This window comes from Clostridium taeniosporum, from assembly GCF_001735765.2.
GTDB classification, from domain to species: domain Bacteria; phylum Bacillota; class Clostridia; order Clostridiales; family Clostridiaceae; genus Clostridium; species Clostridium taeniosporum.
In genome coordinates, this window is record NZ_CP017253.2 from 2,368,546 (window position 1) to 2,383,744 (window position 15,199).

Here is a 15,199-nt window from a genome sequence, read left to right on the forward strand (position 1 = left end):
ATTTTAACTATATAATTTTTTGATTAAGCTTAAAATAAATATAAAAAATATTAGTTTTATAAAAATTTCTTCGTTATCGTTATTAATTAATGAATTAATTAATTTCTATAAATTTAATATAGTTTCTATAATTCCTATAATTTTAGCAAGAAATTATTATATAATAAAAAAAATATATATTTTTTAAGCCTTTATTTACCTTAATTATATATTATTTGAGAATATCATGTCAATTTTTGTTTTAAATATCTTATTTTCTGCATAAAAATAGAGGTAAATAATTTTTTATTTACCTCTATTTTAAATTAATATTTGAAAATAAATATATTGTAAACCATATTTAATAATTGAAAAATAATTATATAATTATTCATACTATAGACACTAATCCATCTTTTAATAGATTATACATTTTTCATCACTCATACTTCTTTATTAAATCTTTTAAAAATTTAACTGTCTTTATAGGAGCTCTTCCTACCGAAGTTTCTCCTGCTAATAAAAAACCATTAACCCCTTGTTTAATAAAATTATATATACTCTCAACTTCACTTACAGAAGGCATTTTTCCTCTCTTCATACTATCCAATACATGAGTTGCTATTACAATTTCTTTGTTATAATATTTTTTTACTTTTTTTATTATAAATTCTTCATGAATTGGAGTATCTTCTATAGATGTTTCAGCTATTAAATCTCCTCTTCCTATAACTATTCCATCTACTTTTGTTAAAATTTCATCTATATTCTTTATTCCCTCTATAGTTTCAATTTTTGCCCATATTTTAGGACTATAATTTTCTTCTTTGGTTAAATTTATAAATTCTAATACCTCATCTATGCAACCAACATTATCAACAAATGATTGACATATTATATCTACTTTATTGTTTATTCCAAATTTAATATCTTCTCTATCTTTTGAACTAAGTCTCATTTTGCTTCTATCAAATCCTCTTATGTTGCATCCTTTGCCTGCTCGTATAATTCCACCTCTTATGGTTATTGCCTTTAAAAAATCATCTTCTTTTTCCAATATATTAAACATCATAGTATTATCTTTAATACTTATATTCTTATAATTATTTTCTAACAATATAGTATTTTCTATATTTAACGGTATTATTTTATTATTATTTTTTAATTTTTGATTTACCTTTTTATATCTATCCTCACCGCAAAAATAAACTTTTTCTTCATCATATACTTTATATACACCACGAAGCTTATTTGAGACTCTTATTTTATTACCACATAAATCTAATATTATAACTACATCCTCTTTTACTGATTTTGCCATTTTAATATATTCTAAAAATTCGTTACTATTACCATGTGAAAAATTAAATCTTAATGAATTGGCACCACTATAAAATATATCTTTTAATACTCTTTTATCCATTATATTAGGTCCTACTGTAGCAATAATATACATATATCCTCCTTAAAATTATTCCCCTTCTTAATAATGAATACTCATTAAATTTATAAATATAACAACGATATACTTATTTAGTAAAAATTTAACTTCAATAACATAACAATTGAAGTTCTAAACATTATAAATTTGAATAAATTTATTAAATAAAAGTAATTTTCAGGAGGTTTATTCATTGAAAAAATTTATTGTTGTATTATTAATTTTATTAATTCCTACCACTCTAATTGGCTGTAATTTATCCAATGCTAAATACATAAATTTTTCTAAAAAACCTAATAATCATTATTACACAGATCAACTCACAAAAAAAATATTAAATAATGAAGATTTTAAATTCTATGTATTTGACAAAAATTTATATAAAGAAATTGAAGTTAACTCTGATGAAAAAATTATAATAGAAAATTTCTTAAATAATTTAGTTCCTGATAATTATTTAAATACTTCTGATTCAATTAATGAAAAAGAACCTTTTAGAATTAAAATAGTATTCAAAAATAATATATTTTTACTAAAAGTATTTAATTCAAATCTTATAACTATATCTCCTTGGGACGGTAATTATACAGAAGATATAATATCCATGGAAAATCTACCTATTGGATATAACTTATATAATTTTTGTGTTCATATAGAATCAAAACCTATAGAAAAATAAAATAAAGGGATATTTCATAATTAAACTTATTGAAATATCCCTTATTTTATAAAAATAATTTTAAAATCTTCTCAAGTATTGTATAGTATTCTTATATCAATGATACTATAATTATTAATTTAAATAATTAATAATTTATTTGAAATCATATACAAAGAAAGGAGTCTATATATGTATAAAATAGATTTTCATGTACATACTTCATGTTCAGATGGTTTATTATCTCCTTTAGAAGTGGTTAAACGTGCTAAAGAAAATTCTGTTTCTTATCTAGCAATAACTGATCATGATACTTTATCTGGATTAAGTGATAGCATAAAATATGGTAATGAACTAAATGTTAAGATTATACCTGGAATAGAACTATCTACTCAACACAATAATGAAAGTATACACCTTCTTGGGTTTTTTAGAGATAATAATTTCACTAATACTAAGCTGATAAATGAGCTTAATAAAATTAAAAATCATAGAATTATTCGTGCTAAAAAAATTATTCAAAGATTAAAAAGTGAATTTAACATAGTAATTAATTTTGATGATGTAGTATCTAATGGTAAAGATACAATAGCTCGACCACATATTGCTAGAGCCATAATAAATGCTGGTTATCCTTATGATAATGAATATATATTCAAAAACTTCATTGGCAAAGATTGTAAAGCTTATGTTCCTACATTAAAGCTATCTACTAAAGATGGTATAGCACTTTTGAAGTCATATAATACATTAGTATTTTTAGCTCATCCAAAACTTATAACAAATTCTAAAATTAGTGAATTTTTAAAAATGAATTTAGATGGATTAGAAGCTGTATATTTTCAAAATACCAAAGAAGAAGAAGAAAAATTTATAAGAATAGCTATAGAAAATGACCTTTTAATATCTTGTGGTTCAGATTTTCATGGTAATTTAAAAGATGATAAAAAACATGGTGATATTGGAAGCATGAGTTTATCTGATGAACATTTAAATAAATTATTAAATAAATTAAATACTTGATTTAAAATATTAATACTGATAAAAATATACTAAAAATAAAAGTCTATATTAAAAATCAAAATTTAATATAGACTTCTTTTATTGATTATAACTATTTTCTATTTATCATTATTTTTATTGTTTAGTCCTATATTTTTAGAATTTGTCAAAACTTTATCATCATTAAACCATTTAGTTTCTGTAGTTGGATTACTTACTATTCCCAACATTACAAGAATTGATAATATAGCTTCTACTATTTGCTCGTAATCTCCTTGTATTACTTCAACTCCAAAACATTTAAGAACTAATGGAATTAAAGACGCAATAGATATCCATAATCCATAGTTTTTAAATCTAGATTTATCTAACATAAAAAGACCTCCTTTATGTTAAGACATTATTTTTAAATATCTTAATTTATAATATTCTTTAAGAATATTTTTAGTCACAAAAAGATCTTTTTACATACGTATTTTTTAATTAGTCTATGTTTTAGTAGAGTGTTGATATATACATAAGTGAAGTGGCATTGTATATATCAACACCTATTTAAAACATAATCTTTAATTAAAATGTCAATATTCATTTTAAAATTAATAATAGTTTTTATTTGTTTCTATGCTTCTATTAAAAATGCTCTATACCCTCTCATAGTTTCATATATATCAGCCTTACTAGCCAATTCCCAAGGTGCATGCATATTTAAAAGAGCCACACCACAATCTATAACTTCCATATTATATTGTGCTAATATATATGCGATAGTTCCACCACCACCAGCATCAACTTTTCCAAGTTCAGCTGTTTGTATAGATACTTCATGTTTATCCATAATTCTTCTAAGTTCAGCCATATATTCCGCATTTGCATCATTACATCCTGATTTTCCTCTAGCACCAGTATATTTATTAAATACCATACCTCTACCAAAGAATGCTGAATTCTTTTTTTCCATTACAGATGGGTAGTTTGGATCAAAAGCAGCACTTACATCAGAAGATAACATCTTTGAATTAGTAAGACATCTTCTTAACTTAATATCAGAAAATCCTTCAACTTTATCAAGAACTTCTGCAACTATATTTTCAAAGAATTTAGATTGCATTCCTGTTGCACCTATGCTTCCTACTTCTTCTTTATCAACTAAAAGACAACAACAAGTCTTATCACATTCATTAATATCAAACATAGCCATTAATGAAGTATATGAACATACTCTATCATCATGACCATAAGCCATAACCATACTTCTATCTAATCCATAGTCTCTTGCTTTACCTGCTGGTACTATTTCTATTTCAGCAGATAAGAAATCTTCTTCTTCAAAATCATATTTTTCTTTTAATATTTTTAATATATTAGCTTTTACACTTTCTTTTTCTTCACCTTTTAAAGGCATACTACCAACTAACACATTTAGATCTTCACCCTCAACTACTTTATTTGCTTTTTTAAGTAATTGATCTCCAGATAAATGTACTAGTAAATCTGATACTCCAACAACTGGATCATTTTCATCTTCTCCAATACAAATATCAATTATTGAACCATCTTTTTTAACTACTACTCCATGTAATGCTAAAGGTAATGTAACCCATTGATATTTCTTTATTCCACCATAGTAATGAGTATCCAATAATACTAATTCATTATCTTCATAAAGTGGATTTTGTTTAGCATCTAATCTAGGTGAATCAATATGAGCCCCCAAAATTTTAAGTCCTTTTTCCATAGATTCTGTACCAATAATAAATAAAGCAATTGTTTTACCTTTATTATTTGCATATACCTTATCTCCAGCTTTTAAAGCTTTCCCACTTTTTATTATATCCTCTATGTTTTTATAACCATTATTTTCAGCCATTTTAATAACTTCTTTTACACATTCTCTTTCTGTCTTACATATAGACATAAAATTTTTGTAACCGTCACAAAATTCAAAGATTTGTTTAATTCCTTTGTCATCATACTTATTCCATACATTCTTGTTTTTTGTTTCTGATTTCATATTTAGCCCTCTCTTCTCTATTTCTTTTAATAAATTCTATGTAAAATAAGAGTTGGTATCTTAGTATAAATGTTTTAAAACAAAAACTTATTTTTAATTATTAGCTCATACTATTATATCAACACTCTTTTAAATAAAACTTATCTATATATTTTGAATAAACTTAGGCATATGAAAATAAATAACAAATCAAAGATGCAACGGATATTTTGTGAAATACAATGACTTGAATTCTACTAATAGTTATACTATTAGTAGAATTCAAGGAAGAAGTAGTTCACAAAATAAACTAGCATACTGACTAGTTATTTATTTGAATGTGCCTTAATTTTAATTTTAAACTTCATCACTCACTGAACTAATTCTGTTCTCTATTATGTCAACAGGAGATACTTTAGACATTAAAGAATATCTATAATTAACTGCTGCTGCTTCTATTATTACTGCAATATTTCTACCCGGTCTAACTGGTACAGTTAATTTTTTGACTGGAATTCCTAATATATCCATATATTCATTATCTATTCCTAGTCTATCATAATCATTGTCATCTTTCCAATGTTCAAAATGCATTATTAATTTTATTTCTTTTTCTTCCAGTACAGAACTTAATCCATAAAGCTGAGTAACATCAATAATACCTATTCCTCTCACTTCTAACATACCAATAGTAATTTTTGGAGAGCTTCCTATTAATGTTCCATCACTTTCTCTAATATCCACTGCATCATCAGTAATTAATCTATGACCTCTTTTTATAAGTTCTAATGCCGTTTCACTTTTTCCTATACCACTTTCACCTGTAATTAATATACCAATACCTGAAACATCAACTAATACTCCATGAAGTCTAGTTTGTGGAGCTAATTTATCAGCTAAATATAACGTTATCTCACTGATAAGTTTAGTAGTTACTGATTTACTTCTTAATACCCATATATTATTCTTTCTTGCTTCTTTAATAAATTCTTCGTGTGGCTCTAATCCTCTACTTATTATTAAACAAGTTATATTAAAACTCAAATATTTTTTTACTCTTTTCTTTCTTACCTCAATTTGCATATCTTGTAAGAAACTCCATTCTGCTTTACCTATAATTTGTATTCTTTCTGGAGCAAAGTAATTGTAAAATCCCGCTAATTGTAGACCTGGTCTATTCACATCATTTACTTCGATTTTTATATCTTCTTTTCCTTCAACTAATACTTCTAAATCAAAATCATTTATTAGCCTTTTAACTGAAACTGACACTCTCCATCATTCCTTTTATTTATTTTTCAGTTCTATACCATCTAACTGAGCTCTAAAATTCTTTTTAACATTATCTATATATCTTCTTCTTAATTTTTGTTGCAAATCTTTTTCTTCTGGTGTTAAACCATGCTCTTTACTTTTTTTATATAATAAATTAATTTGTTCTATTACTTCTTCTATTTTCATATTTTCAATATTCACTCTAAAATACATCCTTTCTCTTTCTATATCAATAATTTTACCTATTTTTAAAAATATAATCAACAAAAAAACTTACGACATTATTTTTATTTTATTGTGTAATTATAAATATATTTATTGTACTATATATTCTAAATCTTTTCAAAATTGTGTAATTTATTGACTTTTTGAAAACGATTTTTTTATTGAATTTTTTTCTTTTTTTGTTCTTTTTTGCTATTTTTGTAATTTTGTGTATGAAGGTGCTAATTTTTTGGTAATTAATGTCGGTAATTGTATAGCGAAATCTTTTTACAAAAGGCTACATTTTGTTTATAATTAATTTACATAAATTACTTAATTGACCTAAAATTCAATTCTTGTTTGAAAGAGTATTAGTGTGTTATTAATTTAGTATATAAGAGGTGATATAATTGAAAATTAAAGATTTGATAAAATTAAAAAGAAAAATTATTATTAGAAAAAAGTTGCTGAATTTATTACTAGGTTGGTTTAATCCAAGAAATGCTTTAATGATTATTCTATCTAAAAATTTAGACAAACATATTGCTAAATATCAACAAATACTCTCTCTACAACATAAACATAGAAAATGTAGATTTGATAAGGTCAGATTAGCAATTGCTTAATTCAACTTTATATATTGTTTTTACTCTCTCTAAAAATTAACTTTTATGTTAAAATAAGTCATTGATACAAAGATTAACACACTAAATTCATTCTCATATCAATGACTTATTTTTTTATTAATAAATACTTATAAAAATATTTTTATACAACAAAAAACACCTCAAAACGAGGTGTTTTAATTCATATATAATAGCCCCCAAATATGCCGTTTACTTACATATTCATACCTGCGCCTCGCAGGTGGGTTAAGTTCAACTTAATCTTGCCTTCTTCTGTAGTTTTTAATGAAGCCTGACAGACATAAGTATGTTACAAATCCCGAAAATGTCCTGTAGGTTGAATATAATAAGCTATGCGAACATCCTAGGAAAACTATACTTTTATTATATCATAACTTTATTTTAATTCAATAGAATTATATTACTTATTATCTATTTATTTTTAATCATTAAAATCATTCAAAACTTCATCTAAATCTATTTCGCTATCAATTTTAGTAAACACTACTATAAACTTTATATATCCTAAACTCTTAGAATCATTTTCCATTTGCCTATACTTGCCTTCAATATCTAACTCTTCCATTGCATCCTCTATAATACCTTCTACATTATCTAAAGCAATATCTTTTAAATAAGGCATATAAAATTCATCATACCATTCATCACTATCAGCTTCAAAATCACATTCCTCATTAGCATAATTTTCTGCTGCTTTTACTTCATCTTTATCAAAATCATAGAAAAATTTAATTAATATATATTCATCATTTTGTTCTAATTGTTCTACTTCTTCTAATCCGTTTTGTTCTAAATATTCTATTATGTCAGAACTTTTCATTTATATTCCTCCTAATACAATAATTTTTTATATTCTTTTTTTATTGCTTCAAACTCTTTATCATCTTCTACAATATTCAGTTCTTCTTTACCATCTTTATTTTTATCTACTCTAAATGCAAAAATGTTAGCATCTTCTTTCTTTGCTTCATCAACTGGTGATAATAACAGATACTCCTTTTTATCTAAATAAATTCTAGCTATCGCCTCAAAATCAACTTTATTTCCTTCTTCATCTTTAAAAGACATTATTTCTCTTTCTTCCATCTTGTTCACCTCTTAATTTTTTATAAAACATATAAGTTTATTGCATATAATAATATCAACTTCCCATATTTGATATTATTATATGCACTTTTTATTTTTAATGAATATATTTTTTATTTTAATTATTTTCTTCAATAAGATTAGTTAATGAATCAAATTTTATAATATATTCATAGTGTAACGCTCTAGTTAACATAACATATAATAACCTCTGATCTAATATATTATCTTTATACACTTCCTTACTTGGATTATATATAATTGTACAATCGAATTCTAATCCTTTAGTAAGATAAGATGGTATTATAACATTATCCTCTAAAAAGCACTTTTCTTTTCCCTTGATACGCTGAAATTTATATGCACTCTTGTTTTTTAAATTTTTTTCTACTTTTTGTGCTTCTTTAGAGTCTTTAGTTATTATAGCTATACTAATTTTACCTAATTCTCTGATTTTTTCAATTATTTTATCTATAATTTTATAAATATTTTTTTCACTTTCATTAAATTCTAATATTTTAGGCTTTTCCCCATGTCTTAATACCGCTTTTGCATCTTTAAGTCCTAATTTTTGAGCATTTAACGTATACCTTGCAAAATCTATTATCTCAACCGTTGATCTATAACTTTGGGTTAATTGAACATAAGTAGCTTCATCTTTAAATAAATCTTTAGTTATATCTTCCCAACACTTTAACCCCTTATAATAATAAATACCTTGTGCTAAATCTCCCACTAAAGTTAATGAGTTACCTTTTGAAAAAGAATTTATTAAATATATTTGAAAAGGACTATAATCTTGTGCCTCATCCACTACTATATGTTTGAATTTTTCTTTTTCTTCAATTCCTTCTAACAAATTTCTTATATATAAAAGAGGTGCTAAATCATCTTCATCAATAACCTTATTTTCATAATTATTTAAGAAGTCATTTTTCATAAATTCTAATAAATTTTTCGAAACATTTTCTGGAGCTACAAAATCAAAAAGTTCGTCTGTAAAAAACTTATAATATATGTGGCTAACCCCCATTCCTTTCCAGTTCTTAAAATATTCATTAAATTGTTTTTTGTAAGTTTTTGAAATATGATTTTTTATATCATCTCTTTTGTCATACTCTTTTATTAATAATTTTCTTCTTTCTTCTACGTCTTCACATGTATTCTTTATATGCTTTATTTTACTTTCCCATTTAAAATCAATAGAATATAATAACATCTCTATTTTTTCTTTTAATTTTAAAGATAAATATCTTTTAATTTCATCTTTTCTTTTATTTATAGCATAAGATTTCATATCTTTTAAATATAATTTAACGATTTCTCTCTTTTGAAATACAACATATCCATCTATTGTTATATCATCGATTTCCATTGTACTACTATCAACCAATGCGATGTATCTATCTATCATATCTTTAAATTCCATAGACCCTCGAAAATGTGCTGATTTTATTATAAATTTCTTTTTATCATCATCATTTTCTTCCATTATTTCTTTTAATTTATCATCCTTACTGTAAATTTTACCTTTGAGTTTAAATTTAGATTTTACAAGTTCTTCAAATGTATTTTGTTTTACCTCTTCAGCTCCCAAATTAGGAAGTGTTTCTGAAATATAATCTAAAAATAATTTGTTAGGTGCTAAAACTAATATATCTTGTCCTTTCATGCTTTCTTTATATCTGTAAATAAGATATGCTAATCTATGTAATGCTATTGTTGTCTTTCCTGATCCAGCAGATCCTTGCACTATTATTGGAAAATTTTTAGGCCATCTTATAATTTCATTTTGTTCTTTTTGTATAGTAGAAACAACTTCTTTTAACTTTTTTCCTCTACTTTCTTCTAAAGTAATCTTTAAAAATTCATCTACTAATTCCGTTCCCTCTTCCCCATTTACCATTAATTCATTTAAAGAATCATCAAAAATATCTTTAATTTTCCCATCTTCAAATAAGAACTTTCTTTTAAGCTGTAACTTACCTTCAATTAATCCTGCTGGTGCTTTATAATATGCATCTCCTCCAGTTGAACTATAATAGAGATCCGCTATAGGTGCTCTCCAATCCACTATAACTTCTTCGCCTCTTAGATTGTTGGTAATTCCCTTTTTGCCAATATATATACTTTCTTCAAATCCAAATTTTTCTGCAAAATCTACTCTTCCAAAATAAGGTGTTTCAAGTGCTTCTTCATATCCATATATATCTTCTTGTAAGACACTATAAATCCTCTCAGTAGTTTCTTTTTCTTCATTGTAACTTCCTTTTGATTCCTTAGATAAATATCTTATTTTTTCATTTACTTTTTCTCTATTTATTTTCTTTTCATTTAATTCTTCTAAAATCAAATTTCTCTTTTCTTTTAATATTTCTTCTTCATATAATAATTCACTTTTCATTATTTTACCTCTTATAAAAATACTTAATATATCAATTATATCCAAATATTATTGATAATAATATAGTATCCTTAGTAAATTATAAAACATTAGTTTTATTTATATATATCTTTAATAATTCTTTTAAATTTAAATAACCAACCCTATAGTTTTATAGAAAAAGATAAAGAGGTATTCTAAAATTTTTAGAGTACCTCTTTCTTATATTTAATATTTTTAAGATTGTGCTTGTATATCTTTATCCTCAAAAAAATCTCCAAAGACATGATATATATCTGTTTTTTTTGTTTTAGACATAGCTTTTACTAATGAATATGCAATAGCACTATCTATAAAATGATGTATAATAGTTCCTACTGCAGTAACTATTAATAATTGAAAAAGATTAAGTCCTATAAATGGAATCACAACTATCATCTCTGCTATACCATGAATAGGAGCTGTAATTATTGTGGCTTTCATATAGTTTCTATTCTTCATTATAATTTTAGCTCCAACGTATCCTACAATTATATGGGTTGCAGCTCTAAATACTACTACCATAGGTAGCCCTGATATTAAAAATCCTAATGTCGACCCAATTCCTACTACTATAGCTACTGCTGGTGATATTAACATAGATAACATCATTGGCACGTGAGACGCTAATGTAGCAGTAAATGGAGGTATAACTATTCTCAAAAATCCGAATTGGATTGGTATTATTATTGCTAATGCAGTTAATAAAGCTGTATAAACCATTTTTCTTATTTTATTATTCATTATAACCCCTCCTTGTGTATATACATTAGTATATATTAATATTAAACTATAGTAAATACTTTAAAACAATTATGTAAACTTTATTTTGTGATTTTAAATTATTTATAGTATTCACTTTTTATAATTTCCTAAATAATAAAAAAAATTTCCTTAAATCAAGAAATACTTTTCTCAATTTAAGAAAATTTATACAATTATTAATTATCCTAATATTTTTTTAGCTATTTCAACTGATTCTTTTGCATCTTTAGCATAATAATCAGCACCTATTTCTTTTGCATATTCATTGGTTAATACAGCTCCACCTACAAATACTTTTCCTGTATATCCATCATCTTTCAATGCTTTAATTGTTTCACCCATACTTTTTAATGTGGTAGTCATTAAAGCACTAAGACCTATTAATTTAACATTGTTTTTTAGTGAAACATCTACAACCACTTCTATTGGAACATCCTTACCTAAATCAATTATCTCATATCCATAATTCTCAAGAATTACTTTAACTATGTTTTTTCCTATATCATGAATATCTCCTTTTACAGTTGCTAATACAATCTTACCTTTCGATATTTTTTTTGATTCATTAAAAACTAATTTCTTTTTTATAACTTCAAAGGCTTTTTTAACAGTTTCTGCAGATTGTATTAATTGTGGTAAAAATATTTCACCTTTTTCGTATCTTGAACCTACTTCATCAAGTGCTGGTATTAATATCTTATTAACTACACTTAATTCATCCATACTTTTTAGAATATTTTTAGTAGCTTCTTCTGCTTCATCTTTTAACCCCTTTATAACCATGTATTTTAAATCCATATTATTATTTTTAACATCTTTATTTTTAATTAATTCATTTTTTTCTTTAGAATTATATCTTGATCCACTCTCAACATTTCTATTTCCATATATAGAAATATATTTTTCTGAGCCTTTATCTATATTAGCTAATACATTGTATGAATTTACTACATCCATCATTCCAGTACTATTAGGATTCATTATAGGAAGATCTAATCCATTAGCTATTGCCATAGCTAAAAATGTTTCATTAATAAGTTCTCTACAAGGTAATCCAAATGATATATTAGAAACTCCAAGTAATGTTTTTACACCTAATTCTTCCTTAACTCTTCTTAATGCTTTTAATGTTTCTTGTACTTCAGCTTGTTGTGCTGAAGCTGTCAATACTAAACAATCAATAAATACATTACTTTTATCTATTTTGTATTCTTTAGCTTTCTTTACTATCTTTTCTGCAATTTTAAATCTTTCATTTGCTGTTTTAGGTATACCATTTTTATCTAAAGTAAGTCCTACCACACTTGCACCATACTTTTTTACTAATGGTAGTATATTTTCTAAAACATCCTCTTCCCCATTTACAGAATTAACAATGCATTTTCCATTATAATGTCTTAATCCTGCCTCAATTACATCTATATTGGATGAATCTATTTGTAATGGTACATCTATAATTCCTTGAATTTCTTTTACCACTTTAATCATCATTTCTTTTTCATTTATTCCTGGTAAACCTACATTAACATCCAGTATATCTGCTCCTGCTTCAACTTGTTCTATTGCTTGCTTTAATATATAATCAATGTCATTATTTTTAAGTGCTTCTTTAAATAACTTTTTACCAGTTGGATTTATTCTTTCTCCAATTATTTTTACTCCTTCAATTTTAACTACTTTTGATGGTGTACACACAGCTGAATGTTCTTTTTTTTCTCTTTTCACTCTTTTATTTGTATCAGCAAGTAAACGTAATTCTTTAATGAACTCTGGAGTAGTTCCACAACATCCCCCAATTATACTTACTCCCTCTTTAATAAATTCATCTAACCAATATTTAAATTCTTTAGCTGTAATATCGTATATAGCTTCCCCAAAGGATAATTTAGGTAAGCCTGCATTGGGTTGTGCCATTATAGGTATATTTGCTACATCTCTTATTCTTTTTACTATTGGAAATAATTCTTTAGGCCCTAATGAACAATTTATTCCTATAGCATCTGCACCCATTCCTTCTAAGGTAATTACCATACTTTCTGGAGTACAACCTGTAAAAGTTCTTCCAGTTTCATCAAATGACATAGTACAAAAAACAGGTAAGCTTGTGTTTTCTTTTGCTGCTAAAAGTGCTGCTTTAGCTTCATATAAATCTGTCATAGTTTCAATTAATATTAAATCTGCACCTGACTTTTCCCCTTGTATCATTTGTCTTTTAAATATATCATAAGCTCTTTCAAAACTTAAAGTTCCCATTGGTTCTAATAGTTCACCTATAGGTCCTATATCTAATGCAACATATACATTATTTTTTTCTATAGCATCTTTTGCTATAGAAACTGATGCATCTATAATCTCTTCAACAGTATAATTCGTATTTTCTAGTTTTAATTCATTTGCCCCAAAAGTATTTGATGTTATAACCATTGCTCCATTTTCAATATATTGTTTATGAATTTTTTTTACTTTTTCACTTTCCTCTATATTGAATATTTCTGGATTTTCTCCAAGTTTTAGTCCTTCTTTTTGGAGCATTGTTCCCATTGCTCCATCAAACACAAGTATATTATCTTTTATAAATTCTTTAAGCCCCACAATTAGTCCCCTCTTTTCTAAATCTACAATTATTATAATTCTTACATAATTCACATCCTCTTTGCTTCTGTTCTTTTTCTTTTGGAATCAATCCAATTATTGCAGTAACTGATTTCCTAGGAAATAACAAATGATGTGATGATACTGTAAGCCCTATTGCTTTATCCGCTTTTAAAGTATTTACTATATCCTTTTGAATATCGAGTGGTAAATCTCCATATCCTGGGCTATATCTAAATGTTATAGCAAGATTTTCTTTTCTTGCATCTAACTTTATTTTCTCTTCTAATTCATCCAAAAATTCTTCTATTGCTACTGTTGCACAAGCATCTAAAATTAAAGCTTTTGTCAAATTTACTGTTTGGTACAATCTAATTTTTTGTTCTATTTTATTTCCAACAGTAGCTGCTATAATAAATATCTCATTTGCATAAAGAAGATGATTTTTAATATCTTCTCCTTTTAAAATTAAGCTTGTTCCCTCAACATATACCCCAGCATCTTTAGTATTTTTTTTATACTTAGAATAAACATGTTTGGGAGTAACTAAATTTCTACATTCACCTATGGTTTCTTCTATTAATGCATACATTTCTTTTGTTAATTCTTGCTTTTTATAACCTAAATACCTAAGGACCTCGTCCTTAGGTATTTTAATTTCTTTAATATTACTCTTCATATATATTAAGAGAAAATCCTCTTTCTAATGCTTCTTTAGCATATTCTTTTGCACCAAATAAAGATAAATCTCTATAATTTCCACATTGAATATCATTAGCTGCTGGTATTTCCTTTGCTTCTAAAACTTTTTCTAATGACCACTCTATTGCTTCTTTTATTTCTGATGCTTCTCTATCTCCCCATATGCTTAAATAGAATCCTGTTCTGCAACCCATTGGTGATAAATCAATTATTCCTTCTAATTTTGATCTAAGTTCATGTGCTAATAAATGTTCAAGACCATGCATTGCTGCTGTTCCAAATTGTTCTTTATTAGGTTGAAGAAATCTTATATCAAACTTTGTAACCTTATCTCCATGCTCTCCATCAAGTAAGCAGCATCTTCTTATATATGGTGCTTTAACCTTTCTATGATCTAATTCAAAACTTTCTACTTTTTCCATTATTATATCCTCCT

Annotated in this window: 15 protein-coding genes; 3 read left to right on the top strand and 12 right to left on the bottom strand. The window is 25.5% G+C overall.

Annotated elements, in window-relative coordinates; translation table 11 throughout:
- Positions 1-418: 418 nt before the first annotated feature.
- The gene (locus BGI42_RS10865) at positions 419-1,435 is read right to left on the bottom strand and encodes a pyruvate kinase (RefSeq protein WP_069680321.1); all 1,017 of its coding nucleotides are present in this window, start codon (positions 1,433-1,435) and stop codon (positions 419-421) included.
- A 178-nt stretch (positions 1,436-1,613) separates the two neighbouring features.
- Here BGI42_RS10865 and BGI42_RS10870 point away from each other — a divergent pair, with 178 nt between their 5' ends.
- Complete coding sequence (locus BGI42_RS10870; RefSeq protein WP_069680322.1) at positions 1,614-2,099, top strand: DUF4883 family protein; 486 nt, start codon at positions 1,614-1,616, stop codon at positions 2,097-2,099.
- Between the two features lie 171 nt (positions 2,100-2,270).
- Positions 2,271-3,101, top strand: coding sequence for a PHP domain-containing protein (locus BGI42_RS10875; RefSeq protein WP_069680323.1), 831 nt, complete (start codon positions 2,271-2,273; stop codon positions 3,099-3,101).
- A gap of 98 nt (positions 3,102-3,199) precedes the next feature.
- Here the strand turns inward: BGI42_RS10875 and BGI42_RS10880 are convergent, their stop codons facing one another.
- The 4 genes from BGI42_RS10880 to BGI42_RS10895 all read right to left on the bottom strand — a co-directional run bounded on the left by BGI42_RS10880 (position 3,200) and on the right by BGI42_RS10895 (position 6,546).
- Entirely contained in the window at positions 3,200-3,454 is a 255-nt protein-coding gene (locus tag BGI42_RS10880) for a phage holin (protein WP_069680324.1), read from the bottom strand.
- Between the two features lie 245 nt (positions 3,455-3,699).
- Positions 3,700-5,091, bottom strand: coding sequence for an aminopeptidase (locus BGI42_RS10885; RefSeq protein ID WP_069680325.1), 1,392 nt, complete (start codon positions 5,089-5,091; stop codon positions 3,700-3,702).
- A gap of 336 nt (positions 5,092-5,427) precedes the next feature.
- Positions 5,428-6,342, bottom strand: coding sequence for an HPr(Ser) kinase/phosphatase (gene hprK / locus BGI42_RS10890; RefSeq protein WP_069680326.1), 915 nt, complete (start codon positions 6,340-6,342; stop codon positions 5,428-5,430).
- A 15-nt stretch (positions 6,343-6,357) separates the two neighbouring features.
- Entirely contained in the window at positions 6,358-6,546 is a 189-nt protein-coding gene (locus BGI42_RS10895) for a DUF896 domain-containing protein (protein WP_069680327.1), read from the bottom strand.
- A 413-nt stretch (positions 6,547-6,959) separates the two neighbouring features.
- Here BGI42_RS10895 and BGI42_RS10900 point away from each other — a divergent pair, with 413 nt between their 5' ends.
- The gene (locus tag BGI42_RS10900; protein WP_069680328.1) at positions 6,960-7,175 is read left to right on the top strand and encodes a hypothetical protein; all 216 of its coding nucleotides are present in this window, start codon (positions 6,960-6,962) and stop codon (positions 7,173-7,175) included.
- Positions 7,176-7,617: 442 nt separating this feature from the next.
- Here the strand turns inward: BGI42_RS10900 and BGI42_RS10910 are convergent, their stop codons facing one another.
- From BGI42_RS10910 to BGI42_RS10940, 7 genes are all read right to left on the bottom strand, one after another.
- A complete protein-coding gene (locus BGI42_RS10910) occupies positions 7,618-8,016 on the bottom strand; it encodes a hypothetical protein (protein WP_069680329.1) in 399 nt (132 codons plus the stop codon).
- 11 nt (positions 8,017-8,027) lie between these two features.
- Entirely contained in the window at positions 8,028-8,282 is a 255-nt protein-coding gene (locus BGI42_RS10915) for a DUF1292 domain-containing protein (protein ID WP_069680330.1), read from the bottom strand.
- Positions 8,283-8,400: 118 nt separating this feature from the next.
- Positions 8,401-10,686, bottom strand: coding sequence for an RNA polymerase recycling motor HelD (gene helD, locus BGI42_RS10920; protein WP_069680331.1), 2,286 nt, complete (start codon positions 10,684-10,686; stop codon positions 8,401-8,403).
- A 216-nt stretch (positions 10,687-10,902) separates the two neighbouring features.
- Positions 10,903-11,448, bottom strand: a complete 546-nt coding sequence (locus BGI42_RS10925; protein ID WP_069680332.1) for an ECF transporter S component — start codon at positions 11,446-11,448, stop codon at positions 10,903-10,905.
- 201 nt (positions 11,449-11,649) lie between these two features.
- A complete protein-coding gene (locus BGI42_RS10930; protein ID WP_069681075.1) occupies positions 11,650-14,061 on the bottom strand; it encodes a homocysteine S-methyltransferase family protein in 2,412 nt (803 codons plus the stop codon).
- Complete coding sequence (locus BGI42_RS10935; protein WP_069680333.1) at positions 14,051-14,740, bottom strand: methionine synthase; 690 nt, start codon at positions 14,738-14,740, stop codon at positions 14,051-14,053. The genes BGI42_RS10930 and BGI42_RS10935 overlap by 11 nt, the downstream gene beginning before the upstream one ends.
- The gene (locus BGI42_RS10940; RefSeq protein ID WP_069680334.1) at positions 14,730-15,185 is read right to left on the bottom strand and encodes an S-ribosylhomocysteine lyase; all 456 of its coding nucleotides are present in this window, start codon (positions 15,183-15,185) and stop codon (positions 14,730-14,732) included. Before BGI42_RS10940 ends, BGI42_RS10935 begins: the two co-directional genes overlap by 11 nt.
- Between the last annotated feature and the right edge of the window lie 14 nt (positions 15,186-15,199).